The sequence below is a fragment of the Shewanella sp. LZH-2 genome, from assembly GCF_016859145.1.
Classification (GTDB): domain Bacteria; phylum Pseudomonadota; class Gammaproteobacteria; order Enterobacterales; family Shewanellaceae; genus Shewanella; species Shewanella xiamenensis.
In genome coordinates this window covers 2,174,976-2,201,777 of record NZ_CP069350.1, presented here as the reverse complement: position 1 = coordinate 2,201,777, position 26,802 = coordinate 2,174,976, and the positions used below count along the sequence as shown (strand labels likewise).

Here is a 26,802-nt window from a genome sequence, read left to right as displayed (position 1 = left end):
GACTAAAAGTTCAACTCGCCGCATTATGGCAAGTTCAAACTGATATCTAGCTTAACATTAATAGTGTTTTGGGGCCGGAGGTGCTAACACTTCGCGGTTACCGTTATGGCCCTGCGCCGACACCACGCCCTGCATTTCCATTTGTTCGATAATACGTGCTGCACGGTTATAACCAATCTTAAATTTACGCTGCACGCTCGAAATCGAACCTCGGCGAGTTTCGGTCACGAAGGCAACGGCTTCATCATAAAGCGGATCGTATTCTTCATCGGATTCGGCGGTTTCACCCGGCAATAGCACTTGTTCACCCTCACTGACGCCGTTGAGGATCTCATCAATGTATTGTGGCTTACCACGGGCGCACCAATCGGCTACCACACGGTGAACTTCATGGTCATCGATAAAGGCACCATGGACACGATTTGGCACTGCGGTTCCGGGCGGTAAGTACAACATGTCACCCATACCGAGTAAGGTTTCGGCACCTTGCTGATCTAAAATGGTACGGGAGTCGATACGGGAAGACACTTGGAACGCCATCCGCGTCGGAATGTTAGCCTTGATTAAGCCGGTGATCACATCCACCGACGGACGCTGGGTCGCGAGGATTAAATGGATACCCGCAGCACGGGCTTTTTGGGCGATACGGGCGATCAGTTCTTCCACTTTCTTACCGACAATCATCATCATGTCGGCAAATTCATCGACAACCACCACAATTGATGGCAGTTTATCTAAGGCTGGTGCCTCTGGCTCCATGCTGTCAGACGATTTCCACATAGGATCATAAATCACTTCACCATTGGCTTTAGCTTCAGCGATTTTCGCGTTATATCCCTTGATGTTACGAACGCCCATCATAGACATTAGCTTGTAGCGGCGCTCCATCTCACCCACACACCAACGCAGCGCGTTGGCCGCTTCTTTCATGTCGGTAACGACTTCACAGAGTAAATGCGGGATCCCCTCATAAACCGAGAGCTCAAGCATTTTCGGGTCAATCATGATAAAGCGAACATCTTCAGGACCAGACTTATACAGCAAGCTGGTGATCATCACGTTCACCCCGACTGATTTACCCGAGCCTGTCGTACCAGCAACCAATAAGTGCGGCATTTTACCTAAGTCAACCACCACAGGCTCACCGGAGATATCTTGGCCAAGCACCATAGTTAAATTCGATTTGCTCTGAGTAAAGGCTTCACAGTCGAGTACATCACGCATATACACTGTTTCGCGAAACTTGTTTGGCAGTTCGAGGCCAACGTAAGATTTCCCTGGGATCACTTCAACGACTCGGACACGCTCTGCCAGCAGTGAACGGGCTAAGTCATTTGCAAGGTTTGAAATCTTAGAGGCTTTAATACCTGGCGCAAGTTCAAGCTCAAAACGAGTGATCACCGGACCTGGATAGACCCCCACAACAGTGGCAACAATATTAAAGTCGGCAAGCTTAGCTTCAACCAAACGTGCCACATGTTCTAACTCTTCGGGACTAATCGGGTTCTTCTTGCGATCAGGCACATCGAGCAAACTGATGCTCGGCAGCGGATCCATAGGCTTAGTCGGCACAGGTTTATCTTCTTGGCCGGGTAATACGACAATGCCATCGACAATCTTAGCCTTAGGGGCCTGCTTTTGACGCTGCGCTTGAGTTACTGCACCCGTAGATGCTTTGGTATCAAAATCGATCACATCGTCATCATTGAACGTTAAGATGTCATCGTCTTCATCAATGATAGCTTCGCGATGCAATACTGGTTCATCCTCATCGTCGTCGAAAACCTGAGCATTGAAACCGTTATCGGTTTCATCTTCGTCCAAATCAGCATCTTGCGCTTTAGCTACCCAAGGTGGCGCTTCAAAATGACCGTATTCAGCGACCGCGCTAACAGGATCAAGTTGCGGCTCAACGCGTTGCTGGCCTTTAGGTTCAGCTTTTGCTTTATTGTTGTTTAAACTTAAAATTTTAACCAAAGAAGATAACTTACCTTTACCACTACTGGCTTCAGTGATGAATTCTTCACGGGGCTCTTCTGGTAACGCCCGTGTATGGATCACGCGGCTTTGTGTTGTATCTGGTTGACGTATTTTTGCTTTATCAAGCACATGTTGCGAATCACGACGCTCGCGGAATTTATCCACAACAGACATAAAACCGCGAGTATCTTCCGTTTCTCGCTCACGCTTTAACGACTGAGGTAAACGTTTGAGTTGTTTGTAGCACCAGATTGAGACAAAGCCGACCTTTTCAACCACAGTCAGCCAACTGATCCCTGTTAATAGCGTAAAACCCGAGCCTAAACAGCACAATAGCAATAAGGTTGTGCCTAACTTATTAAAATATGGCAGCATCGCTTGACCAATGACATCACCAGCTACACCGCCTGCGGAAAACTCATAGATATTATTGGCGTTCATGCTGGCTAATGCTGAAAAACCAAGAATAAGTAGTAGAAAACCAATGATCCGCAATGCGACCGAAAAGTAGTCGATTTCCAATAAATCATGGGCGCGCTTAAAAAGCAGCCAACCAGTAGAGGCGACAATAATTGGCATGATATAGGCTGTCACGCCAAAAAAATACAGCAGGATATCGGCGATCCAAGCACCAACAGCCCCTGTCCAGTTATTGATATCACCTTGAAAATGAGACTGACTCCAACCCGGATCTGAGGGACTGAAACTGGCTAAAGCGAGCAAAATATAAGTGGCTACAACACAGCAAATGATGAGTCCGCCTTCGAGCAGACGCTGCAAGCCTGAGAGCGTGCGTACACTATTTCCTTGAGACAAACGACTTAATCCATAAAATTGAAACAGGTGGGCTAACGATACCAGAATCCCATTAAATGTGGAGCATCTTAGGCGGTTTTTCTCCTAAGAATTACTGCTATAAGATAAAAAAACGCTCTTGGCTCATAAAAGCTAGGACTTTGACCATTAACAGATTATTCCGCAATCAATTTAGGCTACATTGTTGAAGACAAATGCCAGATAAAAATATGCCCCTAAGCTGGCTAACTTAAGGGCAAAAGCAAGGTTATAAGTGTGGTTTTAAAAGGCTTACACTGGAATAAATAAGGGGCCTAGGCCCCTTATTGTAACCGTTTCAGGGTATTAAATATCGCAGAGCAGCTGGTTTATCGCAACACGACTAGTATGTTTAACTTCTTCCATCACCACGTAGGTACGGGTATCTGAAACAGAAGGTAATTTCAGTAAAGTTTCGCCCAATAAGCGGCGATAAGCCGACATATCAGAAACACGTGTTTTTAATAAGTAGTCAAAGTCACCAGAAACGAGATGACATTCTTGAATATCATCCAACAGTTGCACAGCGCGATTAAACTTATCAAATACTTCGGGAGTATCACGACTTAATGTGATTTCCACGAATACCAGTAGGGATGCACCCAAGAAATGAGGATTCACCAAAGCAGTATAGCCATTGATATATCCTTGCTTTTCGAGTCGTTTCACTCTTTCTAAACACGGAGTAGGACTTAATCCCACTCTTTTAGATAGTTCCACATTTGAAATGCGTCCATCAATTTGTAATTCATTAAGAATGTTGCGATCGATGCGATCCAAGTCTTTTACAGGACTCTTTTTATTATATGCCATTTATTTAACCTTGCTTTATCACTAAAACAACATTTTATTCTACGTATGTCTAAAGTTCAGCAGCATAAACTGCGTCGCCGATACTATACTAGATATCCCTGAATTAATCACGTTCAGGTCACGATAAAATAACAATTATGCCCATTAAAAGTGGGTTTTTCAGGCAATTGAGGCTCAAAAATGATTATTGGTGTACCAAAGGAAATTAAAAACCACGAGTATCGTGTCGGTATGGTTCCTTCAAGCGTTCGCGAATTGACAATCAAAGGTCATGAAGTGTTTGTAGAAACGAATGCCGGCACGGGAATTGGTTTTACTGATCAGGATTATATTGATGCAGGCGCAAAAATATTAGCAACTGCTGCTGAAGTTTTTGCTAAAGCAGAGATGATTGTAAAGGTAAAAGAGCCTCAGGCAGTTGAACGCGCCATGCTGCGTCATGACCAGATTTTATTCACTTATCTGCATTTAGCACCGGATTTACCACAAACTGAAGATTTAATTAAATGTGGTGCCGTATGCATCGCTTACGAAACTGTGACCGATGACCGTGGTGGCTTACCGCTGTTAGCCCCGATGTCAGAAGTGGCTGGCCGCATGTCTATCCAAGCGGGTGCGATGGCGCTGGAAAAATCTTCTGGTGGTCGTGGTATGTTATTAGGTGGTGTACCCGGTGTTGAGCCAGCTAAAGTTGTGATCATTGGCGGTGGCATGGTCGGTACTAATGCAGCCCAAATGGCTGTCGGTATGGGCGCAGATGTAGTTGTGCTTGATCGTAGCATCGATGCACTACGTCGCTTAAACATGCAATTTGGTTCTGCAGTTAAAGCGGTTTACTCGACTGCCGATGCGATTGAGCGCCATGTATTAGAAGCTGACTTAGTCATTGGTGGCGTATTAATTCCTGGTGCTGCGGCACCTAAACTGGTGACACGTAGCATGATTTCTCGTATGAAACCAGGCAGTGCTATCGTAGACGTAGCTATCGACCAAGGCGGTTGCGTGGAAACCTCCCATGCAACGACTCACCAAGATCCAACTTATATCGTTGATGATGTTGTGCACTACTGTGTAGCGAACATGCCAGGCGCAGTAGCCCGTACATCAACCTTCGCTCTCAATAACGCAACTCTGCCTTATATCCTTAAGTTAGCTAACTTAGGTTATAAAGCCGCCCTGTTACAAGACAAGCACTTACTAAACGGTTTGAACGTAATGCACGGCAAACTGGTTTGTAAAGAAGTGGCTCAAGCATTAAATCTTGAGTACACAGCGCCAGCAAGTTTATTAGCCTAATCATATGAGAGCCTAGGTTCACACGGACCTACTCTGCTTTGTTCGGCCTCACTCTGTTGAGGCCGATTTTTTATGCAGATCACAATTATCTTCACTCACGCCGGTTTTAAGCCATAGCCTTAGTAAACTCAGGCTGACAATTTGCCTTAGGATTCGATTAGCATAATCTAAAAGAATCACCAAACATCGCTTTACCCCTACAGGTAAATTCCCTACAATCCATGCAATTTGCTAAAAGCACGGAGAGAAAAATGAGCCAAGTCAGACATAGTAACCTATTGATTTTAGGTTCAGGTCCCGCAGGATACACAGCCGCAGTTTATGCTGCGCGCGCAAACTTAAAGCCTGTGATGATCACAGGTATGCAGCAAGGTGGTCAGTTAACGACCACGACTGAAGTTGAAAACTGGCCAGGTGATGCAGAAGACTTAACGGGTCCAGCATTAATGGAACGTATGCAAAAGCATGCGGAAAAATTTGATACTGAAATTCTGTTCGATCATATTAATGAAGTGACGCTAACTGAGCGCCCTTTCCGTTTAAAAGGCGATAACGGCGAATATACCTGTGATGCGCTAATCATCGCCACTGGCGCCTCTGCCCGTTACCTAGGACTTGAGTCTGAAGAAGCGTTCAAAGGACGCGGCGTATCGGCCTGTGCAACCTGTGATGGTTTCTTCTATCGTAATCAAAAAGTTGCAGTGATTGGTGGTGGTAACACAGCCGTTGAAGAAGCACTATACCTAAGCAATATCGCCGCCGAAGTGCACTTAATTCACCGTCGCGACACCTTCCGCTCAGAAAAAATTCTTATCGACCGTTTAATGGATAAAGTCGCCAACGGCAACATTATCCTGCATCTCGACCAAACCATGGAAGAAGTGGTTGGTGATGCAATGGGTGTAACAGGTCTAAAAATGAAGAGCACCAAAGACGGTTCTATCACTGATCTAGCCGTTGCCGGTGTGTTCGTGGCCATTGGTCACAGCCCAAACACAGGGATTTTCGAAGGCCAATTAGAGATGAACAACGGCTATTTGAAGGTGCAAAGTGGTCTTCAAGGTAACGCCACGCAAACCAGTATAGAAGGTGTGTTTGCCGCAGGAGATGTGATGGATCAACATTACCGTCAAGCGATTACCTCTGCGGGTACAGGTTGTATGGCAGCATTAGATGCCGAGCGTTACTTAGACGCGAAGAAATAATCTACTGTAGGTCTTATCTAGACTCAAATAATAGCAGGCATAGGTTAACTACCTTAGCCTGCTATTTTTTATCTGCATGTTGTGGCTAAAAACAGCAACAAAAAAAGGGACCAAATGGTCCCCTCTTAAGTGCGACAAACTAATTGCTTAGTTTAACGCTTCTTTTGCTTTTTCAACTAAAGTTGCGAATACAACTTTGTCGAATACAGCGATGTCAGCCAAAATCTTACGATCGATTTCGATAGACGCCTTTTTCAGACCGTTGATGAAACGGCTGTAAGACAGACCATTTTGACGAGCTGCAGCATTAATACGTGCAATCCACAGTTGGCGGAATTGACGTTTTTTCTGACGACGGTCACGGTAAGCATATTGACCAGCTTTAGTTACTGCTTGAACAGCAACGCGGTAAGTACGGCTACGAGCGCCATAATAACCTTTAGCTAATTTTAAAACTTTCTTGTGACGAGCACGTGCGGTTACACCACGCTTAACTCTTGGCATTTTCTAATCTCCTAAATTAAGCGTATGGTAATTGACGCGCGATTGCTGGAACGTCAACTTTGGCAACTAAACACTTGTTACGTAAGTGACGCTTACGCTTAGTGCTCTTTTTGGTCAGAATGTGACGTAAATGGGCTTGCTTGCGCTTGAAACCATTAGCGGTTTTCTTAAAACGCTTCGCTACACCTCTGTCGGTTTTCATTTTAGGCATTACTAAAACTCCGCATTGGGATGTTAAATAAAAAGCAAGGCGAGCGAAGGCATATAGCCTTCGCTACTTTTATAGGTTGCCCTACTTATTTCTTTTTAGGCGCTAGCACCATGATGGCTTGTCGGCCTTCCATTTTCGGGAAAGATTCAACAACCGCATACTCATCCAAATCAGTCTTAATACGGTTCAAAAGATCCATACCAAGATTTTGGTGGGCCATTTCGCGACCTCGGAAACGCAGCGTAATTTTCGCTTTGTCCCCGTCTTCCAGAAAACGTATCAGGTTGCGTAGTTTTACCTGATAGTCGTTTTCGTCAGTTCCAGGACGGAATTTAATTTCCTTAACCTGAACCTGCTTTTGCTTCTTCTTTTGTTCCTTGGCTGACTTAGCCTTATCAAACAGGAACTTACCGTAGTCCATAATGCGACATACTGGAGGTTCAGCATTTGGACTAATTTCAACTAGGTCTACACCTGCTTCATCTGCCAAATTCTGAGCATCTCTGATGCTCACCACACCAATAGCTTCACCATCAATGCCGGTTAAGCGTACTTCTGGTACACCTGTGATTTCTTCATTGATTCTATTAGGGGCCAGCTGACGCCCTGCTGTTTTCTTGATCTTTATGACCTATTCCTCCAACAATTTGAGACTACGGAGCGAAATCTGTTGATGGATTTTAGCGGCGAAATCTTCAATTCGCATCTTACCTAAATCAACGCCATCACGAGTACGCACCGCGACTTCCTTATTTTCCATCTCTTGATCGCCAACGACCAATAAATAAGGGACACGCCTTAAGGTGTGTTCGCGTATTTTAAAGCCTATTTTCTCATTCCTCAAGTCAAATGAGGCACGAATACCTTGTTCTTTGAAGAATTTGACCACTTCTTCAACATAATCAGCCTGTTTGTCGGTGATATTCATCACGACAACTTGCATTGGCGCTAACCATGTTGGGAACCGACCAGCATATTCTTCAATTAGAATACCTAAGAAACGCTCCAACGAACCTAAAATTGCACGATGGATCATCACAGGCGTTTGACGGCTATTATCTTCCGCCACATAAGTTGCACCTAAACGGCTTGGTAATGCGTAGTCAAGTTGCACTGTTCCGCACTGCCATGCACGGTCTAAACAGTCGTGCAGTGTAAACTCAATCTTAGGACCGTAGAAGGCACCTTCACCCGGTAAAATAGTGAATTCAATATTATTAGCACGTAAGGCTTGTTTCAATGCTTCTTCAGCTCTATCCCACATCGCATCGTCACCGATACGTTTTTCTGGGCGAGTTGATAGTTTTACCACGATGTTTTCAAAACCGAAGGTAGAGTAAGTATCGTATACCATTTGGATACAAGAGCTGACTTCCGCTTGAACTTGCTCTTCAGTACAGAAAATATGGGCGTCGTCTTGAGTAAAACCACGTACGCGCATCAGGCCGTGCAGTGAACCAGAAGGCTCATTACGGTGACAGCAACCAAATTCTGCCATACGCAATGGCAAGTCACGGTAAGATTTCAAACCTTGGTTGAAAATCTGTACGTGGCCAGGGCAGTTCATTGGCTTAACCGCATATTCACGATTTTCACTGCTGGTGGTAAACATGGCTTCTGAGTATTTATCCCAGTGACCTGAACGCTCCCACAGTACGCGGTCCATCATGAGTGGACCTTTCACTTCTTGGTAAGTGTATTGATTTAACTTGCGACGGATGAATCTTTCTAACTCAAGGAAGATACTCCAACCGTCGTTATGCCAGAACACCATGCCGGGTGCTTCTTCTTGCATATGGTATAGATCGAGCTGCTTACCAATCTTGCGGTGGTCACGTTTAGCCGCTTCTTCGAGACGAGTTAAATAGGTACTCAGGGCTTTTTTGTCAGCCCATGCAGTACCGTAAATACGTTGCAGCATCTTGTTTTCAGAGTTACCGCGCCAGTAGGCGCCGGCAATGCTCATCAATTTAAAATGCTGGCAAAAACGCATGTTTGGCACGTGAGGACCACGGCACATGTCGGTGTATTCTTCGTGATGATACAGAGCAGGTGTCGCATCTTTGCTGATGTTTTCATCCAGAATCGCAATCTTATATTCTTCACCGCGGGCGGCGAAGGTATCACGGGCTTCTTGCCAGCTTACAACGCGTTTCACTACGTCATAGTTGGTTTTTGCCAGTTCAAGCATACGTTTTTCGAGGGCTTCGATATCTTCTTGAGTCAGCTTATGCTCAAGATCGATGTCGTAGTAGAAGCCGTTATCGATTACAGGACCGATCGCCATCTTGGTTTGTGGCCATAATTGCTTGATTGCATGGCCTAATAAATGCGCACAAGAATGGCGAAGGATTTCAATACCTTCTTCGTCTTTAGCGGTAATAATAGAAAGTTCAGCATCGATTTCGATAAGATCGCAAGCGTCTTTGAGTTCGCCATTCACGCGACCAGCGATACAGGCTTTCGCAAGACCAGGGCCAATATCAGCGGCAACATCGAGAGTCGATACGGGATGTGCAAACTCGCGTTTGCTACCATCAGGAAGTGTAATTACAGGCATGAAATATCCTTGTCCAGTGGTGACCCACACGTAGGGCCACATGGTGATTAAGTAAAAAGAGTAATGCTCGCGAGGTTAAGACAGTACAGGAGTCTTAGCCGCCTTGCGTAGCAGGCAGTTATTCTACGGGATCGTCTTTAATACACGCAAGTTAAATGGCCCGATTGCTGGGGTTAGCGCCCAAATCGATGCATTTATTAAAACCAATCCGCGAAGTTTGCCGTTAATTCATCATATTGCAGTCAATCGTTCATGTGGCAGTCATCTAACGCCCCTACGCTATGCGCGTTAAATGACCGCGGGATTCTTTGTTATTTGCCATAACAAATGCCGTTGCCGTCACATCGCTGTAAATAATGAAGCAAAAGGAGTTGGTATGTTCACGAGTATCCTATTGACGGTTGCACTTAGCCAAGTCGCCCAGAATTCAATCTCTGTTAACCCCATACCAAAAACACAACCTGAGCCGATAGTGGTTCAAAGCCAAACAGTACAATTCGACACCAGTGGCTTACAGGCCGATATCCATGCCGAGCTTTTGCTACAGATCGAACGACTATCGCAGGCCATTAGTGACAATATAGAGGAAGGCATATTACCGACGGCGCCTGTCGAACTTATGACGGTAAAGGATTGAGTTAACTTATACTGGTGCACATGCTTGACGGTTCTTACGCTAGAAAATTTTAGTGAAAAAAGTACCAAGCGCTGAGCTGAATGGAAAAATCTAGTTACTGAGATTTTGATACCGACTTTATCTAAGCTGCCACGGCACATTCTTGTATACTCAAACAAAGCCAGTATGAAGGCTTAGCGACAAATGTCATCCCTTCGTTAGCGAGGAGTTGCGCCATGAGGATCATGAATAAAGTCATTGCCTGCCCCCACTGCGGACACCATCAACATATTAGTATTGATGCCAGCAGCGGCGATCAGGATTATTACGATGACTGCCGAATTTGTTGTAACCCCATCCACCTGCGTTTACATGTGGATGATGCCCGCCGAACTATAGAGTTATATATTGACTCGGACGACGAGCAAATTTATTAGGCATGTTGATTAAGATTGGCCGCTAAAACGTTTAGCCAGCACACGCTCAACGGTGTCGACGATGGCTTGGGTTTGGCTGTCAATTTCGATATTTAACTCATCACCAACCTGACATTGGCCTAAATTGGTCAACTTAAGAGTTTCTGGGATCAAGTGCAGCATAAAAGTACTCTCGGTCACCTCGCCAACGGTAAGGCTGCAACCATTTACCCCAACAAAGCCTTTATAGAGAATATAATTCATCCATTTAGGCTCGACGCTTAAGGTCAGATCATAATGCTGCTCGGTGTGACTAATGTGACTGACTTTTGCCTTGGTATGAATGTGTCCAGATAGGATATGGCCGCCAATTTCGCTACCAAAAGTCAGAGAGCGTTCAATGTTAACGCGCTGCCCAACGGATAAATGTGCCAAGTTAGTCAATCTTAAGGTCTCTTCCACTACATCGAAAAATACCCTATCATCAACGACCTGAGTCACCGTCAGACATACCCCGTTATTTGCCACACTTGCGCCAATTGCAAGTCCCTCATGCAAATCAGGTTTAAACGCTACCTCAAGGGTATTGAGGCCATCTTTCTTATATATTGCAACCACCTCACAGGTGGCTTGAACTATACCAGTAAACATTTTTTGCTCGCTTATTCGTTAAAGGCTGTATTTATGAATCATTCAGGCTTTCAGGCCAAACGCTTAATTCAACTCGCACTTCCAGTGTTGATCGCCCAAGTGACACAAACCATGATGGGTTTTATCGACACGGTAATGGCGGGTCGCGTCAGTGCGGTCGATATGGCCGCAGTTGCCGTGGGAACCAGTCTTTGGTTGCCCGCAATTCTATTTGTACAGGGGCTACTGATGGCGTTTACGCCATTATTTGCCCATCACAATGGCGCAAATAATCAGAAAGCCATTCAACCTTTGGCGTTTCAAGGCGCCTACTTAGCCTTAATTGGTGGCCTTGGCGTAATGGCGTTTCTCGCATCAGCGCCACTCGTGCTCAGCCATATGAATTTAGAGCCCCAATTGTACAACTTAACCATAGGATATATCGACGGTATTTTATGGGGTGCCCCCGCATTTGTGCTCTATCAAGTATTGCGCGGTTGCAGTGAGGGGATTTCATATACCTTACCGACTATGATCATCGGTTTTGTGGGACTCGCAGTGAATATTCCAGCAAACTATATCTTTATTTATGGTCACTTCGGCGTGCCTGCCATGGGCGGCGCTGGCTGCGGTGTCGCAACTGCATTGGTATTTTGGGCCATGTTGATCGCCATGACGATTTATATGCAGTTTCATAAGAAATTTGCCGCATTGGCACCCTTTAGCCAATTCCATCGCCCCGATTTTACCACCATGAAGAAGATGACCAAGCTCGGCATGCCAATCGCGATGGCGTTATTTTTTGAAGTAAGTTTGTTTGCGATTATCGCCCTGCTGCTGGCGCCATTAGGCGCAACTGTGGTGGCAAGTCATCAGATAGCGTTGAACTTCTCCGCTATTGTATTTATGTTGCCACTGTCGATTGGTATTGCCGTCTCGATTCGTATTGGCTACTACCTTGGCCGCGATCGTGCAGATATTTCTGCCGTGGTGGCTAAAGTCGGATTGTGGTTGGCACTATCGTTGGCCTTATCGACGGCAATCTTAACGGTGATATTCCGCTTTCAAATCGCCGAGTTATATAACAGCGATCCTGAAGTGGTGGTACTTGCGGGCAGTTTGATGTTGATGGCCGCGCTATATCAACTATCTGACTCAGTCCAAGTGGTTGCCGCTGGTGCACTACGTGGATATAAGGATACCCGCAGTGCGTTTTATATTACGCTGTTTTCCTATTGGGGAATCGGCATGACCTTAGGTTATACCTTGGCGTATACCGACTTTATCGTACCCGCCATGGGCGCCCATGGCTTTTGGGCAGGATTGATTGCAGGTCTCACCTCGGCGGCGCTGCTGTTTTTTATCCGTCTACGTTATATTCAAAAGCATGGCGTACATTTAAGTCTGATTGAAGGCGACAGCGTGCACCATTGACATAGGACATAATTCACTGAATCAACGGCGAGCATTAGCTCGCCGTTTTGTTTAATTTCTTTTAATTTTGCAACCTTTGAAGCCTAACTTGCCGTTTTATCAGTAACTTTGCTGAAACACTGGGCAAGTTGCACAGCAATTCACCATTTGACAATAAAATTCGTTTTTTTGCTTGCCAGCCTTTCGCTATCCCCCTAATATAGCGCTCGTTCGAAAGCGAGATGCGTTTAGCGGTTTCGATATAAGTAATACGATGCACCCGTAGCTCAGTTGGTTAGAGCACTACCTTGACATGGTAGGGGTCGGTGGTTCGAGTCCACTCGGGTGTACCACTCTCTTCATAGAGTCTAAACATTGAAATTCAAACAGTGCACCCGTAGCTCAGTTGGTTAGAGCACTACCTTGACATGGTAGGGGTCGGTGGTTCGAGTCCACTCGGGTGTACCATTTCTTGCTTTAACTCCCTGTAAAAACTCAATTTAACCTGTTCATCCATCAAGATACTTAATTTTTATTTGTGCCTAAGATAAAATCTTCGAGCCTGTTCTAGGTTTTCCCAAAAACATTCAAACATGCCCCACCCTTCGGCTCTGCCTGATTTTGCCTCTATTGTTTGGTCCACATTTACCGCTGTTCCCTAACAATTCGCCGTTTTTCTAAATTTGTGCCCATTTCGCGCCAAACCTGTTGGCACAACATGCTTTTGATGATTTTTTGTTATTACCATCGTAGTTAGCCCATAGATGCTGATAACAGACTCGTTTTGCGTGTATCTAGATAAACATTCAACAACGTAACAATTTTATCACCATGAGTACGACGGGTAATACCGCCTAGAAACAGCAAAGCCGCAATCAAATGTGCGGCTTTGCAGAGCAAGACATTGGGGAAATTAGGCGTATTTACGTACCTTTTTTAAGGCGATTTGTTGCTTCAATGCCGATAAATGCTCGATAAACACTTTACCGTGTAAATGATCAATTTCATGTTGCAAAACAATGGCTAAAAAGTCGTCAGTTTCGATTTCAACCGCTTTGCCTTGTCTGTCTAAGGCGGTGACTTTGACCTTTTCGAAACGGCTCACTTTCGCGCGATAGCCAGGGATTGAAAGACAGCCTTCTTCACCCACATATTCGCCAGACTTTTCAACAATCTCTGGATTAATCAGCACTAAGGGTTGGTCACGGGTTTCGGATAAATCGATCACAATCACCGCATCTGTACTGCCCACTTGGGTCGAGGCCAGACCAATACCATCGTCAGTGTGGTACATGGTTTCGATTAAGTCATCGATAAATCCCTGAATTGCTTCTATATCTTTTACGGGTTGCGCTTTGCGTTTTAGACGTTCATCGGGAATTGTCAGAATATCGAGTACAGCCATGCCTGTTTCATCTCTTATGGAGTCAAAAAAATTGGCGCCATTATGAACTATTCCTGTGTTTTCTCAATATTCAAAACTAAATAGTTTAATAAAAATCATTACAATCGATTTTTTAGATTGACATTACGGCTTTTCAAACTAGCCTCTGTTTCACTTGGCCTTCGTTTAACGCTACACAGGCTCATCTGTTCATGTTTTACTTGGCATCATCATGCGGTTTGCAAAAGATAAGTCTCCACTTTATCGCTACTTAGAGCAAGATAAGGCTAATACGCCAGACGAGTTAGACAATACACAAGAGATACGAAGTCATGCCCTATCACCCATGGCGAAGATTTGGCAGATTGTAGCGATGATCCCGCCCGGCAAAGTGAGCAGTTATGGTAAGATCGCCGATTTCGCAGGGTTACCAGGACGCGCTCGCTATGTATCCAGAGCTCTCAAATTGGCTCCCGAACATTTGTCACTTCCTTGGCATAGAGTACTCAATAGCCAAGGAAAAATTTCCTTCGAAAAACATTCAGCCTCCTTTCAGGAACAGATGGAATTATTGCGCCTTGAAGGTGTAATGGTGAACTGTGGCAAAGTGAACTTGTCTGAATGTGAGTGGCAACCGGATATGGCAACCTTAGTGATGTCAATCCCGTTCTAATTTAATATATTGATCTAAAAACTATTTATTCCAATATAAACTCGGTTATAAACACTTAAATTTGATAGCTGAGCCATAGGATAAGCAGTGTTAGACGCTTTCTGTTTGCGATATAAAGGAGCATTAATTGCGCACAATTCCAACGTTATTCGTGAGTCTCGCACTCACCCACAGCGTATTTGCGATGGCGGCGCCAACGCCTTTAACGCCTCAAACTGCTGAATATCAAGTTAATTATGGTGATGTTGAACTGGGTAAGGCCAAGTATCAACTGCCAGCCATAGAGGATGGCGTCTATAAATATCGCTTCGACAGCGATCTTAGCCTGTTATTACTGACCGATGTACGCCATGTACTGAGTGAGTTTGCCCAAGAGGGGAATCAATTATTGCCCCTGCGCTATTTGCATGAGCGCCAAGGCGTCGGCCCAAATTTCATCGAACAAACCGCCTTTGCTAAGGCACAGGGCATGATCCACACCCGTTATAAGGATGAAAAAGGTAAATTCCCGTTTGAAGGCGATATTTTCGATCCCTTAATGGTGCAGCTGCAGTTTCGACTCGATATCAGCGCTGGCAAAGAAGTGCTTGATTATAAAATGATTAAATCTAACGAGCTCGATGAGTATAAGTTCCATGTGATTGGTAAGGAACGGATGACAATTGAAAGCGGCAGTTATGATACAGTCAAAATTGAGGTAGTGCGTGACAATCATAAACGCCAAACCTTCTTTTGGATGGCGCCGGATTTAGCCTACCTCCCCGTTCGTCTAACGCACTTTGAAAAAGGCAGTAAGCAGCTCGATATCAAACTGCTTAAGTATCATTTTGACGATGTGCCAGTTGAAGCCGAGCCCGCTGCCGTTGATACTGAAGTTCCGACGGAGCAGAAAGTACCTAAACTCCTCGGCACAGGCGCGAATTAAGCCAGTTACACATTTATCGCAATTTAAGATGGATTTAGCGCTGTTTCTAAGATGCCGTAACAACACAGCACAAAACACAAAAGGCCAAACGTGAGTGACTCCGTTTGGCCTTTTGTGTCTTATTTAATTCCGTCAAAGTGCAATGACTGACTGTGACAGCGCCCCAATTACAAATCGATAAGCAGCTCACCTAAGCGGAACAACTTCCAATTACCGGGTTGCATCACCTGCCAGTCTTCGTTTTCGGTTAGCGGCCGAGTGGCAATTACAGTCACGACATCGTGTGGCGTGGTTTCTTTATCAAAATCAATCACTACATCGGTATCAATTAATTTTGCCTTGCCAAACGGCGCCCTGCGGGTGATGTAACACAGATTATTACTGCAATAACTCATCAAGTATTCGCCATCGCTGAGGATCATATTAAACACCCCAAGCGCACGGATTTGTTCGGCCAGCGTAGCCACAAATCGAAACACCGCTTGCATATCTTCAGGCCGACGATCACCAAACTTGGCCGCGATTTGCTCCAATATCCAGCAAAAAGCCAGCTCGCTGTCGGTATCACCAACACTCTGATAACGAGACACCTGAAACTTCGCCTGATAATCGCTTAACTGACCATTATGAGCATAGGTCCAATAACGGCCCCACAACTCACGGGTGAATGGGTGAGTATTTTCAAGGGAAACACAGCCGCGATTGGCCTGACGAATATGGCTTATCACTACCTCGCTTTTAATCGGATAGGATTTGATCAATTTTGCAATGTGCGACTCACTACTCGGGCAAGCATCTTTAAAAGTTCTGCTGCCACGGCCCTCATAGAAAGTGATCCCCCAACCGTCGACATGGGGCCCAGTGACGCCACCACGCTGTGCTAAACCCGTAAAACTAAACACAATATCGGTCGGCACATTGGCGCTCATCGCCAGTAACTCACACATATTTCTCGCCTTTCTCAATCCAAATCTCCACGGTTTTGCATTGTAACTAGTTGATGACATTTGTGGAATGATCAAAGGTGACAAAAAATTTAAACAATTGTTTGAAAAATACTTGTATTAAAACAGCCTTAGGTTTAACTTTTATGCGACACAGGTCAGACCACAAACTATAATTGTGATCGCAATCAACAAAACTCGTTATGACCTGTGATTGGCACTCGGTCATACTTAAGGAGAAATTACAGTGACTACCCTACTTTGGATCATCGCCATGATCTTAGTGCTAGGAGCCCTAGCTTACCTTCGGGTATCTTTGCTCACTGCCACTATTGCAGCCGCTGTTGTGATGACAGCCGGATGGACACTCGATGTTGTCGGCCCTATCTCTTGGATTATCTTCCTGGTGATCGCGCTGCCCCTCAATATCAGTGCATTTAGACAAAATGTTATCAGTCGCCCACTGATGAAGATGTACCGTGGCATCATGCCCGAAATGTCTTCAACCGAAAAAGAAGCGATTGAAGCTGGTACCACTTGGTGGGAAGCCGATCTGTTTGCGGGTAACCCAAACTGGAAAAAACTCCACAACTACCCTGTTGCTCGTTTAAGTGCCGATGAGCAAGCCTTCTTAGACGGTCCAGTTGAAGAAGTGTGCCGCATGGTGAATCAACACCAAGTATCGCACCAACTGGCTGATTTGCCTGCTGAAGTATGGCAATACCTGAAAGATCACGGCTTCTTCGCCATGATCATCAAGAAAAAATACGGCGGTTTAGAATACTCAGCCTACGCCCAATCCCGTGTGTTACAAAAGCTGGCAGGTTTGAGCAGCGAATTAGCATCCACTGTAGGTGTGCCTAACTCCTTAGGCCCTGGCGAACTGTTACAACACTATGGTACGCCAGAGCAGCAAAACTATTACCTGCCACGTTTAGCCAAAGGGCTAGAAGTGCCATGTTTCGCACTGACAAGCCCAGAGGCTGGTAGCGATGCAGGCTCTATCCCTGACTTTGGTATCGTGTGTAAAGGCCAATGGGAAGGCGAAGAAGTCTTAGGTATGCGCTTAACCTGGAACAAGCGTTATATCACCCTCGCACCTGTTGCGACTGTATTAGGCTTAGCCTTTAAACTGCGTGACCCTGATCACCTGTTAGGCGATAAAGAAGAGCTGGGCATTACCTGCGCGCTGATCCCAACAGACGTTGAAGGCGTTGAAACGGGTCGTCGTCACTTCCCGCTGAACTGTATGTTCCAAAACGGTCCTACTCGCGGTAAAGACGTATTCGTACCATTAAGCTTTATCATCGGTGGTCCGAAAATGGCTGGCCAAGGCTGGCGTATGCTGGTTGAGTGTTTGTCTGTAGGCCGTGGTATTACGCTGCCATCAAACTCTGCTGGTGGTGTCAAAACCGCAGCATTAGCAACTGGTGCCTATGCGCGTATTCGTCGTCAATTCAAACTGCCTATTGGTAAGTTAGAAGGGATTGAAGAGCCAATGGCACGTATCGGTGGTAACGCTTATCTGATGGATGCGGTGACTTCATTAACTACCACGGGTATCGACTTAGGTGAAAAACCCTCGGTTATCTCGGCTATCGTGAAATATCACCTGACCGATCGTATGCAGAAATGCGTTATCGACGCCATGGACATCCACGGTGGTAAAGGTGTGTGCTTAGGCCCTAACAACTACTTAGGCCGTGGCTATCAAGCGGCGCCAATCGCGATTACCGTTGAAGGCGCAAACATTCTGACTCGTTCGATGATCATCTATGGCCAAGGCGCAATCCGTTGTCATCCTTATGTCTTAGCCGAAATGGAGTCAGCGTTTGATACTGAGTCTGGCCAAGGTTTAGCCAACTTCGATGCGGCCATCTTCGGTCACATTGGTTTTGCAACCAGTAACTTTGTGCGTAGCTTCTGGTTAGGTCTGACATCAAGCCGTTTTTCTAACGCGCCTTACTCAGATAAAACCAAGCGTTATTATCAACATATGAACCGTTTCAGTGCTAACCTAGCCCTGCTATCAGACTTAGCGATGGCAACTTTAGGCGGCAACTTAAAACGTAAAGAACGTATTTCAGCCCGTTTAGGCGATCTGTTAAGCCAGTTATACCTCGCCTCTGCAACCTTAAAACGTTACCAAGATGAAGGCCGTCAAACCGACGATCTGCCACTGGTACAATGGGCGGTTGAAGATGCTCTGTACAAGTTACAGGCTTCATTAGACGATTTACTGGATAACTTCCCAATGGGTCTAGGCGGTGTATTACGTGCCATCATGTTCCCATTCGGCCGTCCACTGAAACGTCCAAGCGATGTGTTAGATCATAAAGTCGCCAAGATCATGCAAACCCCTTGTGAAAGCCGTGATCGTTTAGGTAAAGGTCAATTCTGGACTAACTCTGAGCACAATGCCGTGGGTATTCAAGAGCAAACGCTGAAGGATATTCTGGCCGCAGAACCTTTATTCGACAAAGTCTGTAAAGCTAGTGGCAAGCGTTTACCTTTCATGTGGTTAGATAAAGTCGCTGCTGAAGGTAAAGCCTTAGGCGTATTAAGCGACAGCGAAGTACAACTGTTGGAAAGAGCCGAAATCGGCCGCATGAAGTCTATCAATGTGGATGACTTCGACCCAGCAGAACTGCGTCCTGAAGTCGTCGCGACGACTTCACAGGAACGCGCCGCTTAATAGCTAAGCTGAACTAGCTAAGCCTATCCAAATAAAAAAGAGGCACTACCTATGTAGTGCCTCTTTGTATCTACGCCTCACTTAACAGGCTTATCTCTTCGAAAATACCAAGCTAATCCTTAGTTATCCTTAATCCCGTCCATTATCCCTTAGCTAAAGTTTCATCCGATGTATTAATGCTATCTTGTGCATTAGCCTCTGGTAGCGATGGCTCCCCAGCATTAATTTGTTCTTGCAGCTCAAGTCTTTGACGCTCAGCTTCTGCTTCCTGATCAGCCTTGGCTTTTTCCTCAACTTTTGCTTTGTCTTGGGCAGCTTCTTCCACCGCTTTGGCCTGGGCCTCTTTGGCTTCTTGCTCAGCAATCGCCTGCTGAGTTTTCGCTTCTTCAAGGGCTTCAACGGGCAATAAACTGATTAACTCAATACCATTAGGGAATGGAGTATCATTGCCTGAAACGATAACCACTTTGCCTTCTTTAGTCAGATACACTAGCGGCAAAGCGGTTTCACCATAACGCTTACGGAAATGCTCAAAGGTGAAGTTTTCGGTTAAGTTAGTGACTTTAAGCTGTGCCCCTTTCGCCATTTGACTAGCAATTTTGGCATAGGAAACCGTATCACCAAATAAACATAGCCGCTGTTTGTAAGACTCAGACAATTGATGGCGCGCGCTGCCCTGCTCGGCATTATTAAGACCAAAGACCTTTTTAGCGCCTAACACATCTTGAAAATAAAACGTCACTAGCGGGTTTAACTGTTTATAGGGCGACATGATCAGCACGCGGCCAATTCCGGTTAAATCCATGTAAGTTTCAGCATGTTCCGAGGCAGGATTGCCGAAATAAACTGGAATATTGTCCATCCGCGCAAGACGAATGTTATCCCAGTTGCTATCGGCTAACAGCACTTTCACCTCTTTTGCCTTTAAGAGTTTTGCCAGCTCGCGGGAAAATTTAGAGGCGCCAAAGATTAACACTCCTTGAGCCGACCCCGATGTGACCCCAAGGTATTTCGCCCAGCGCCCTGCGGTTAAACTTTGGATAACCACAGTACCGATAATAATTAAAAACACTAAAGGCACAATCGCATCAGCGCCCTGCACATTATTGGCTTCTAGCTTAATTGCAAATAACGAAGACACGGCCGCAGCCACAATCCCGCGCGGGGCGATCCAACATAAAAACCATTTATCGGCCTTTGACAATGACGTGCCAATACCTGATACCCAAATACTGAGCGGCCGTGCGATAAGCATGGTCACGGCGAGTACACCAATGCCGCCCCAGCCTAAATCCATCATGGCATTCGAGTCGAGTCTCGCTGCTAACAGAATAAATAAGGCGGAGATCAGCAGAACTGTCAGTGTTTCTTTAAATTCAAGGATTTCAGCAATATCCACACCGCGCATATTCGCCAGCCATATGCCCATCACAGTGACCGTAAGTAATCCCGACTCTTCCTGTAGCAGGTTTGAGCCAACAAACACCCCGAGCATCAAGGTCAATACCGCTGTATTACGTAAATAATGGGGAAGCAAATTATGCCTTATCACTTGGCCGATTAAATAACCTGCCGCAGCCCCTAAGCCTAAACCTAGCGTTAACATTGATCCTAGCGCGAACAATACATGGTGAGTGGGGTTGCCAGATACCGTAATATATTCAAATACTAATACCGCAAGTAGTGCGCCGATTGGGTCAATCACAATCCCTTCCCAGCGTAAAATACTCGCGAGCTGCGACTTAGGCCGCACACTGCGCAGCATTGGTACAATCACAGTTGGCCCCGTGACCACCACCAACGCACCAAATAGCAGCGCAACTTCCCAACTAAAATTCAACAAATAATAGGTAGCGGTACTGATACAGCCCCAAGTGATCACCATACCGATGCTCACTAAGTGAGTCACCATGCGGCCATGATCTTTAATCTCTTTAAAATTGAGGGTTAATGCACCCTCGAACAGGATCACGGCAACGCCTAGGGAAATAATCGGAAACAATAAATCCCCAAATATTGCATCGGGATTTAACACTCCAAACCCAGGACCTAACATCAAACCGCAGATGAGTAGCGGTAAAATTGCTGGTAATCTCAACTTCCAACCAAGCCATTGACAAAAAAGCGAAAGCACGCCGATGAGTGCTAGCATCCCAGTGATTTTTTCAACCATAAAACATCCTTTCGTTAGGTGAGGCATGCGATTGTGGATTTAACCTAACACGCTTTTTCATTCAGGAAAATAAACGGTTAATGATAACAATAGCAGTAAAAAGCACGCTCTAGTGATGCAAATAAGTTAGATGATATTCAACTTTATTCGCATACCAAGGGAGTTCGAAGGGTTACATTGCTATATAAGAAACACGAAAGCGACAGAGAATAAAGTTGCAGTCTATTCAGCAAGTTGGGATAAGTTAGTGATCGAATAAATATGTAAGATCTAAATGCCCACAAATGTATCTTGAGTTAGAGATTAGCTAATTTTAGTTTTATTTGCTCATCGGGTAGCTTATTCAATATTTCATCGGGGATTCTGCCGTGATATTTAGTGGCATAGTGTGCCAAGCATAATAATAAGGCTAGATTATGTTCAACATTACTCACCTCAGGCTCTGCGCTGGACAAAATGTTGTCACATAAGGATTCGCTATACCCCCAAAGCGTTAAAAGATAGGCTGATATAGAGACGATGAGTTTTCTCACTGGCCACTCCGTAAACTGAGTCGCAAACGAATCTTGCCAAATACGAGATGCCAAAATCAACTCACCTATTGACGACATCAAAGCGGCAATAAATAGCTCTTCTTGTAGACTCTTTTGTAAATTAAGTGCTTTAGCGATTTTTTGAGCGTTAAGCGCTAACTGATACGCATGTTCGTTAATTCTACTCTGTGCAGACTTATCAATAATCGACGTCGCCGATTGCTCAATGGCGATAGAACTAATAATCGCGCTAGTTAAATCCACCCCTAAGCGTTTGATAGCCTCTTCAATTGACAGTGTTGTGCGGCTAAAACCCAAAAACGCGGAGTTTGCGAGTTGTAATAATTTGGCGGTAATAATTGGTTCGTGGGCAATAAGATCAACAATATCGGCGGCTTCGGATTGCTGATTTAGAAGCACTTTGCGGACCTGTTGCACTATGTCTGGCAGAGGTAGTAATAAAGCACTTGCGCCCAACATTGCTCTAACGTCTTGGGAGAATGGCAATTTATGAACCCGTTCCACTGAGGTCAGAAGTTGTACAATATCCTGTTCATTGAAGGGTTTACTCAATACAAAATGAGCCGTTTTGCCCGCTTTGCATACTACTTCCTCTGTCGTGTCACCTGTAAGTAACGCTCTAATTGCCTGGGGATAATGTTTTGAAACCTCAACGAGTACTCTATCGCCATTAACATCAGGCATTAAATAATCGCAGATTATAAGATCGACATTAACATCATTAGCTATAGATTTTGCCCAGTTTAGGCCATCCTCCTCAGTCCAAAACTGCCAGTCAGGTCTCAGTCTTTTCGCTAGCCGCAAGAGAGCTCTAAGCATAAAACTGTCATCATCAACAAAGAGTACATTAAACATAACTCTCTCCTAAGCCATTGTAGCTGAAAGACTTTCAAAAGAAGCCAATAGCGCTAAATACTCCTCTTCAGATTGCGGTTTAGAAATGCAGTATCCTTGCACTACATCACAACCTAAGGATTTGACAATATTGAGTTGGTCCAATGTTTCAATACCCTCAACAACCACTTTCATGTTCAGATCATGTGCTAACCTAACCACATTAGCCACTAAACTTTCAGTATTCAAATTACTTTCAATATCGAGCACAAGTGAACGGTCAATTTTTAGTACATTAATAGGCAGTTTACTCAAGTAACTCAAAGATGAATAACCGGTACCAAAATCATCTATCGCAATACTGATACCGAGTTCAGCAATCGCCTTAAGGGTGATCGCACAATCTTCAAGGTTATTAAGCAAAAAAGTTTCGGTTAATTCAAATTCTAAATCTGTCGGTGAAACGCCTGTCAACTGAATATGATGCTTTATCCAGTGAATAAAATCAGGCTCAGTTAACTGTCGACCAGATATATTAATTGCCATTTTTCCAAATTGAATGCCTTCACTCCGCCATCTGGCCGCAGTAATAAAGGCCGTTTTGAGTACCCAATAGCCAATATCCACCATTTGGCCATGTTGCTCAGCTAAAGGAATAAATAACGCAGGTGAAACCATCCCAAATTCGGGGTGCTGCCACCGAATGAGGGCTTCACAGCCGGACAAATTATATTTGGCAAAATCAAATTTTGGCTGAAAATGCAGAAAAAGTTGACGCTGTTGCACCGCATGAAATAACGCCTGATTTAATGAGATCTGGTGTTTTTTTCGTTCGATAGCTTGCTGATCATAACGCATGAACATCCGGACAGAGTCTTCTGCCATCATCAGATTACCCAGTAATAAATTATTCAGAACGGCTCGAGGCTCATCACCATCGTCGGGTATAAGACAGTAACTGACAGCATAATCCAACTTAGATGAGGTCAAATTAGCTTTACCAGTCACGGGGTCAATAATTGAAGCGGCCTTCTGTAAAGCGTCCATCTCGGAGGTAATATCAGGTAAACAAAGCACAAATTGTTCATTCGCTAGTAGTGCAAGCTCCCCTGCCGTACCAGTGGAATTAAGTAGCTGTAATGCAATATGCTCGATAGTCCGCTGCGCTTCTGAATAACCAATCATGCGGCTCCAGAGTTCAAAACTTTTGATCTTGATAACAACGAGAACCATAGCTCTGCGAGAATTGAGATATTGTGTTATCACCGAGATAAGCTGCTGATAATTAAGCAGCGAAGGAAGTTCAAATGCCGTGTTTAGCAACTCTCCATCAGTCACGGGATTTAAACACAAAACGACCCCAGAAGGACCAGCTAAACGACAACTCACTTCTAATTCAGTGTGATTCAATAACCTAATAGATACACTCTGACCGATTGCTAATGCCTGTTCCTGCAAGGTTAACCTATCTGTTTCAACCAAAAACTCATCAAGCAAACGTCCCTCGACCAAGGTTGAACCCAAGAGCTTTGTCGCCGCAATATTAGCATGCACAATTTGATTAGATGGGGATATCTCGAGTAAGGCATCGGAACTAGCCAACAACATTTTTTGGGATTGGCGTTGAAAAATCTGTTTGTTGTGATGCGTAAATGCATTCGCTATTTCTTCAAGTAACTCGTTATCTTCCCAAGGTTTTTGCAGAAAACGATACGCACTACCCGCATTAAGTAATGACTTCACCGACTCAAAATCTGAATAACCACTAATGACAAGCCCGACGACTTCAGGATATAAGCGTTTGATTTTAGAAAGTAACAGCCCTCCATCCATATAGGGCATTCTAAAATCGGTCAAAACAACTTTACAATCATAAGTGAGTAATAGGTTTAACGCTTCTTCTCCACTTTGAGCAGTCTTTACCGAATAGCCAGAACGAGTTAATAAGCGTTTTAGGGCCTTTAAAATGCCAACATCGTCATCGACTAGTAGTAAAGAGTTATCCATTGTGGCCTCTAGCTTAAGAGCATATTTACTCTGTCCAATAGATCATGATTATCAAAAGGTTTTGCTATCGCATCATCCGCACCTAATCTAATCGACTCTGCTAACTCTTTAGGTGAAAGCCCTGATAATACTAAAATTTTAATATTTGCTAACTCCGGTCGCTCTCGAATAAATTGGATAACTTCAAAACCATTCAACCCAGGTAAGGACAGGTCAAGAACAATTAAATCTGGCTTTTCAGCAATAATTTTCACCCCAGCCTGAAAACCATCCTGTGCCGATAAAATTGCAAAGGGTGTTGAATGGAGTGCCCGCCTGAGTGCATTTCGCATCGATAATTCATCATCAATGATAAGAATAGACTTTTTATCAGCCATTAACTCATTATTATTTGAGGCTAAAAAGGCTTCTGGCATTGGCATGTTTTGTTGATGTAGAAAACTAATGAAGTCATCAACCAAGACTCGATAATTACCCCGTCCAGGTAATTTGTGACCTTTTAATTGACCTTTAGCGATCCAGCGACTCACTGTGCGTTGATGAACATCGCAATATTGAGCAATATCGCTTGGCTTGAGCGTTTTCATGCTCTCGTACCCATGATTATTCTTGCTTAGTTAACACTTATAGCATAATTTTAATCTATAAGACAAATAGGACAAATGCGATAGGTGACTTAATGCCAACCCCATCTGAAAGCACTCTGCCATTGATTTTGTGTGTAGACGATGAAGCCAGTATTCTAAAATCGCTACAGCGGCTTTTTATCGGTAAGGAGCTGCAGCTTTTATTGGCTGATAGCGGGAGCCAAGCTTTAGAGTTAATGAAGCAGTATAGAATCAATGTCATTATCACCGATATGCGTATGCCGAATATGACGGGGGCAGAATTTTTAGCTAAAGCGGCGGTATTACAACCAGACGCTTACCGCATTTTAATGACCGGTTATGCTGATCTTGCCTCGACGGTCTCTGCAATCAATCTTGGAAAAATCCACAGATATGTTCAAAAACCTTGGGATAATCAAGAACTATTAACTGTGGTTGACGAAGGATTAGCAATGTACCACTTAATTCGTCAAAACAAACAACTTACTGCCAAGGTAGCCGCACAAAACAAACAGTTAAAAGAACTCAATAACTCCCTTGAGGAAACCGTTCAAAAACGTACAGAACAACTTAAGCAAACACTATTAAAATTCAAAAACTTAGCAAGTGAACGACAAAAAGATGAAGCTGCTACCTTAGAGGTACTCTACAATATCATCGTGAGTTATCCACCACTCAGTGGCGAACTGGCCCGTAAAATCAGCGCCACCTGCGAATATCTTGCAAATGCATTGCAATTGCCCGCAGAACAGGTAGTTACGATAACAAAAGCGGGCTTATTTTCAGAAATCGGTAAAATCGCGCTCCCCACCAAAATAGCTGAAACGGCATATACCGACCTCTATGATCGTGAACGTCGTTTATTTAATGAACATCCATTACATGCCGAAGAGATCTTACTGCCCGCGATACATTTAAGCGAAATGTCACTCATCATCGTCAATCAATTAGAACGCTTTAATGGCGGTGGTGAACCCGCTCAAAAAGCAGGCGTAGACATCCCTCTTGGGTCACGAATATTGGCAGTAGCGAGAGATTTTTGGCTGCATGTTGAAGGCCGATACGATGGTAATAAAAAAAGCATGGCTGACGGCTTTGACGCAATAAAACTACGCCAGGGCAGTTATTATGACCCAGTGATAGTCAACGCTTTGTCAATTTTAGTCACTTCCGAAGAAGTAGACATAGCAAACAAAGCTAGAAGAGGACTACAAGTGAGTGCACTCAAAGCCGGTATGAAATTAAAGCAAAACTTATACAATCTTAAGCACATACTGCTGTTACCTGAAGGACATATACTAACCTCTGCTTCACTTGATAAATTATCAAAGTATCAGCTAAAACATAAGGAGCAATTGTTAGTTGAAATAGAAACAAACTAAAGCTTAAAACATTATAGATCAATGGGATGACTTAAATATATGACTCCCTGAATACATGTAAAATGCCCACGCTGTGATGTTAAAAGTCCGACAGGAGCGAAAATATTCAACAGTTATCATCCCTATGACCATTGCGGTGATTATT

At 44.5% G+C, this 26,802-nt stretch carries 22 protein-coding genes and 2 tRNA genes; 11 read left to right on the top strand and 13 right to left on the bottom strand.

Annotated features, from left to right (window positions below; all coding sequences use genetic code 11):
• Nucleotides 1–57 precede the first annotated feature (57 nt).
• Complete coding sequence (locus JM642_RS09835; protein ID WP_047535687.1) at nucleotides 58–2,796, bottom strand: DNA translocase FtsK 4TM domain-containing protein; 2,739 nt, start codon at nucleotides 2,794–2,796, stop codon at nucleotides 58–60.
• Nucleotides 2,797–3,120: 324 nt separating this feature from the next.
• Nucleotides 3,121–3,627: a leucine-responsive transcriptional regulator Lrp gene (lrp, locus tag JM642_RS09830; protein ID WP_037418431.1), complete on the bottom strand. Its 507-nt coding sequence runs from the start codon at nucleotides 3,625–3,627 to the stop codon at nucleotides 3,121–3,123.
• 180 nt (nucleotides 3,628–3,807) lie between these two features.
• Here lrp and ald point away from each other — a divergent pair, with 180 nt between their 5' ends.
• Nucleotides 3,808–4,923, top strand: a complete 1,116-nt coding sequence (gene ald, locus JM642_RS09825; protein WP_172589602.1) for an alanine dehydrogenase — start codon at nucleotides 3,808–3,810, stop codon at nucleotides 4,921–4,923.
• Between the two features lie 251 nt (nucleotides 4,924–5,174).
• A complete protein-coding gene (trxB, locus tag JM642_RS09820; RefSeq protein ID WP_011622726.1) occupies nucleotides 5,175–6,128 on the top strand; it encodes a thioredoxin-disulfide reductase in 954 nt (317 codons plus the stop codon).
• A 147-nt stretch (nucleotides 6,129–6,275) separates the two neighbouring features.
• Here the strand turns inward: trxB and rplT are convergent, their stop codons facing one another.
• The 4 genes from rplT to thrS form a co-directional block, all read right to left on the bottom strand.
• Nucleotides 6,276–6,632 carry a 50S ribosomal protein L20 gene (gene rplT, locus JM642_RS09815; RefSeq protein ID WP_006081652.1) on the bottom strand — a complete coding sequence of 119 codons (357 nt, stop codon included), beginning with the start codon at nucleotides 6,630–6,632 and terminating at the stop codon, nucleotides 6,276–6,278.
• 16 nt (nucleotides 6,633–6,648) lie between these two features.
• Nucleotides 6,649–6,843: a 50S ribosomal protein L35 gene (gene rpmI, locus JM642_RS09810; protein ID WP_011072303.1), complete on the bottom strand. Its 195-nt coding sequence runs from the start codon at nucleotides 6,841–6,843 to the stop codon at nucleotides 6,649–6,651.
• A gap of 85 nt (nucleotides 6,844–6,928) precedes the next feature.
• Entirely contained in the window at nucleotides 6,929–7,471 is a 543-nt protein-coding gene (gene infC / locus JM642_RS09805; protein ID WP_011072302.1) for a translation initiation factor IF-3, read from the bottom strand.
• A gap of 3 nt (nucleotides 7,472–7,474) precedes the next feature.
• Nucleotides 7,475–9,403, bottom strand: a complete 1,929-nt coding sequence (thrS, locus tag JM642_RS09800; RefSeq protein ID WP_037418422.1) for a threonine--tRNA ligase — start codon at nucleotides 9,401–9,403, stop codon at nucleotides 7,475–7,477.
• 376 nt (nucleotides 9,404–9,779) lie between these two features.
• Between thrS and JM642_RS09795 the strand changes: the two genes are divergently transcribed.
• Together JM642_RS09795 and JM642_RS09790 are read left to right on the top strand one after the other, a co-directional pair.
• Nucleotides 9,780–10,040, top strand: a complete 261-nt coding sequence (locus JM642_RS09795) for a hypothetical protein (RefSeq protein WP_239000499.1) — start codon at nucleotides 9,780–9,782, stop codon at nucleotides 10,038–10,040.
• A 215-nt stretch (nucleotides 10,041–10,255) separates the two neighbouring features.
• On the top strand, nucleotides 10,256–10,456 hold the full coding sequence (locus JM642_RS09790) for a CPXCG motif-containing cysteine-rich protein (RefSeq protein ID WP_011622722.1): 201 nt from the start codon (nucleotides 10,256–10,258) through the stop codon (nucleotides 10,454–10,456).
• Between the two features lie 9 nt (nucleotides 10,457–10,465).
• Here the strand turns inward: JM642_RS09790 and JM642_RS09785 are convergent, their stop codons facing one another.
• Entirely contained in the window at nucleotides 10,466–11,086 is a 621-nt protein-coding gene (locus JM642_RS09785; RefSeq protein WP_144374998.1) for a riboflavin synthase subunit alpha, read from the bottom strand.
• Between the two features lie 33 nt (nucleotides 11,087–11,119).
• On the opposite strand from JM642_RS09785, the gene JM642_RS09780 reads away from it, so the two are divergent.
• The 3 genes from JM642_RS09780 (at nucleotide 11,120) to JM642_RS09770 (ending at nucleotide 12,946) form a co-directional block, all read left to right on the top strand.
• Nucleotides 11,120–12,499, top strand: a complete 1,380-nt coding sequence (locus JM642_RS09780; RefSeq protein ID WP_037427637.1) for an MATE family efflux transporter — start codon at nucleotides 11,120–11,122, stop codon at nucleotides 12,497–12,499.
• Between the two features lie 255 nt (nucleotides 12,500–12,754).
• Nucleotides 12,755–12,831, top strand: a tRNA-Val gene (locus JM642_RS09775).
• A 38-nt stretch (nucleotides 12,832–12,869) separates the two neighbouring features.
• Nucleotides 12,870–12,946 (top strand) — tRNA-Val (locus JM642_RS09770).
• A gap of 445 nt (nucleotides 12,947–13,391) precedes the next feature.
• On the opposite strand, the gene def is transcribed toward JM642_RS09770, so the two are convergent.
• Complete coding sequence (gene def / locus JM642_RS09765) at nucleotides 13,392–13,883, bottom strand: peptide deformylase (protein ID WP_037427638.1); 492 nt, start codon at nucleotides 13,881–13,883, stop codon at nucleotides 13,392–13,394.
• 208 nt (nucleotides 13,884–14,091) lie between these two features.
• Here def and JM642_RS09760 point away from each other — a divergent pair, with 208 nt between their 5' ends.
• On the top strand, nucleotides 14,092–14,535 hold the full coding sequence (locus JM642_RS09760; RefSeq protein WP_156312327.1) for an MGMT family protein: 444 nt from the start codon (nucleotides 14,092–14,094) through the stop codon (nucleotides 14,533–14,535).
• 127 nt (nucleotides 14,536–14,662) lie between these two features.
• Nucleotides 14,663–15,460: a DUF3108 domain-containing protein gene (locus JM642_RS09755; RefSeq protein ID WP_203433607.1), complete on the top strand. Its 798-nt coding sequence runs from the start codon at nucleotides 14,663–14,665 to the stop codon at nucleotides 15,458–15,460.
• A 167-nt stretch (nucleotides 15,461–15,627) separates the two neighbouring features.
• Here the strand turns inward: JM642_RS09755 and JM642_RS09750 are convergent, their stop codons facing one another.
• Nucleotides 15,628–16,407: a class II glutamine amidotransferase gene (locus JM642_RS09750; protein ID WP_037427643.1), complete on the bottom strand. Its 780-nt coding sequence runs from the start codon at nucleotides 16,405–16,407 to the stop codon at nucleotides 15,628–15,630.
• Nucleotides 16,408–16,651: 244 nt separating this feature from the next.
• On the opposite strand from JM642_RS09750, the gene fadE reads away from it, so the two are divergent.
• Nucleotides 16,652–19,099, top strand: a complete 2,448-nt coding sequence (gene fadE / locus JM642_RS09745; protein ID WP_037427644.1) for an acyl-CoA dehydrogenase FadE — start codon at nucleotides 16,652–16,654, stop codon at nucleotides 19,097–19,099.
• 142 nt (nucleotides 19,100–19,241) lie between these two features.
• Here fadE and JM642_RS09740 read toward each other — a convergent pair whose 3' ends face one another.
• From JM642_RS09740 to JM642_RS09725, 4 genes are all read right to left on the bottom strand, one after another.
• Entirely contained in the window at nucleotides 19,242–21,272 is a 2,031-nt protein-coding gene (locus JM642_RS09740) for a cation:proton antiporter (RefSeq protein WP_037427645.1), read from the bottom strand.
• Nucleotides 21,273–21,568: 296 nt separating this feature from the next.
• Nucleotides 21,569–22,681 (bottom strand): HDOD domain-containing protein, encoded by a 1,113-nt coding sequence (locus JM642_RS09735; RefSeq protein WP_037419113.1) that lies wholly within the window; start codon nucleotides 22,679–22,681, stop codon nucleotides 21,569–21,571.
• A gap of 9 nt (nucleotides 22,682–22,690) precedes the next feature.
• Nucleotides 22,691–24,667, bottom strand: a complete 1,977-nt coding sequence (locus tag JM642_RS09730; protein ID WP_144375002.1) for an EAL domain-containing protein — start codon at nucleotides 24,665–24,667, stop codon at nucleotides 22,691–22,693.
• An 8-nt stretch (nucleotides 24,668–24,675) separates the two neighbouring features.
• Nucleotides 24,676–25,254, bottom strand: coding sequence for a response regulator (locus tag JM642_RS09725; protein ID WP_037427647.1), 579 nt, complete (start codon nucleotides 25,252–25,254; stop codon nucleotides 24,676–24,678).
• 92 nt (nucleotides 25,255–25,346) lie between these two features.
• On the opposite strand from JM642_RS09725, the gene JM642_RS09720 reads away from it, so the two are divergent.
• Nucleotides 25,347–26,657 (top strand): HD domain-containing phosphohydrolase, encoded by a 1,311-nt coding sequence (locus tag JM642_RS09720; RefSeq protein ID WP_050991328.1) that lies wholly within the window; start codon nucleotides 25,347–25,349, stop codon nucleotides 26,655–26,657.
• The last annotated feature ends 145 nt before the right edge of the window (nucleotides 26,658–26,802 follow it).

Coding starts and splice junctions, on each gene's coding strand:
- thrS (WP_037418422.1), bottom strand. CDS start 9,403: ATGCCTGTAATTACACTTCCTGATGGTAGCAAACGCGAGTTTGCACAT.
- JM642_RS09735 (WP_037419113.1), bottom strand. CDS start 22,681: ATGTTTAATGTACTCTTTGTTGATGATGACAGTTTTATGCTTAGAGCT.
- JM642_RS09795 (WP_239000499.1), top strand. CDS start 9,780: ATGTTCACGAGTATCCTATTGACGGTTGCACTTAGCCAAGTCGCCCAG.
- def (WP_037427638.1), bottom strand. CDS start 13,883: ATGGCTGTACTCGATATTCTGACAATTCCCGATGAACGTCTAAAACGC.
- JM642_RS09740 (WP_037427645.1), bottom strand. CDS start 21,272: ATGGTTGAAAAAATCACTGGGATGCTAGCACTCATCGGCGTGCTTTCG.
- trxB (WP_011622726.1), top strand. CDS start 5,175: ATGAGCCAAGTCAGACATAGTAACCTATTGATTTTAGGTTCAGGTCCC.
- JM642_RS09725 (WP_037427647.1), bottom strand. CDS start 25,254: ATGAAAACGCTCAAGCCAAGCGATATTGCTCAATATTGCGATGTTCAT.
- JM642_RS09785 (WP_144374998.1), bottom strand. CDS start 11,086: ATGTTTACTGGTATAGTTCAAGCCACCTGTGAGGTGGTTGCAATATAT.
- JM642_RS09780 (WP_037427637.1), top strand. CDS start 11,120: ATGAATCATTCAGGCTTTCAGGCCAAACGCTTAATTCAACTCGCACTT.
- JM642_RS09750 (WP_037427643.1), bottom strand. CDS start 16,407: ATGTGTGAGTTACTGGCGATGAGCGCCAATGTGCCGACCGATATTGTG.
- ald (WP_172589602.1), top strand. CDS start 3,808: ATGATTATTGGTGTACCAAAGGAAATTAAAAACCACGAGTATCGTGTC.
- rpmI (WP_011072303.1), bottom strand. CDS start 6,843: ATGCCTAAAATGAAAACCGACAGAGGTGTAGCGAAGCGTTTTAAGAAA.
- JM642_RS09720 (WP_050991328.1), top strand. CDS start 25,347: ATGCCAACCCCATCTGAAAGCACTCTGCCATTGATTTTGTGTGTAGAC.
- JM642_RS09790 (WP_011622722.1), top strand. CDS start 10,256: ATGAGGATCATGAATAAAGTCATTGCCTGCCCCCACTGCGGACACCAT.
- lrp (WP_037418431.1), bottom strand. CDS start 3,627: ATGGCATATAATAAAAAGAGTCCTGTAAAAGACTTGGATCGCATCGAT.
- JM642_RS09730 (WP_144375002.1), bottom strand. CDS start 24,667: ATGGATAACTCTTTACTACTAGTCGATGACGATGTTGGCATTTTAAAG.
- rplT (WP_006081652.1), bottom strand. CDS start 6,632: ATGCCAAGAGTTAAGCGTGGTGTAACCGCACGTGCTCGTCACAAGAAA.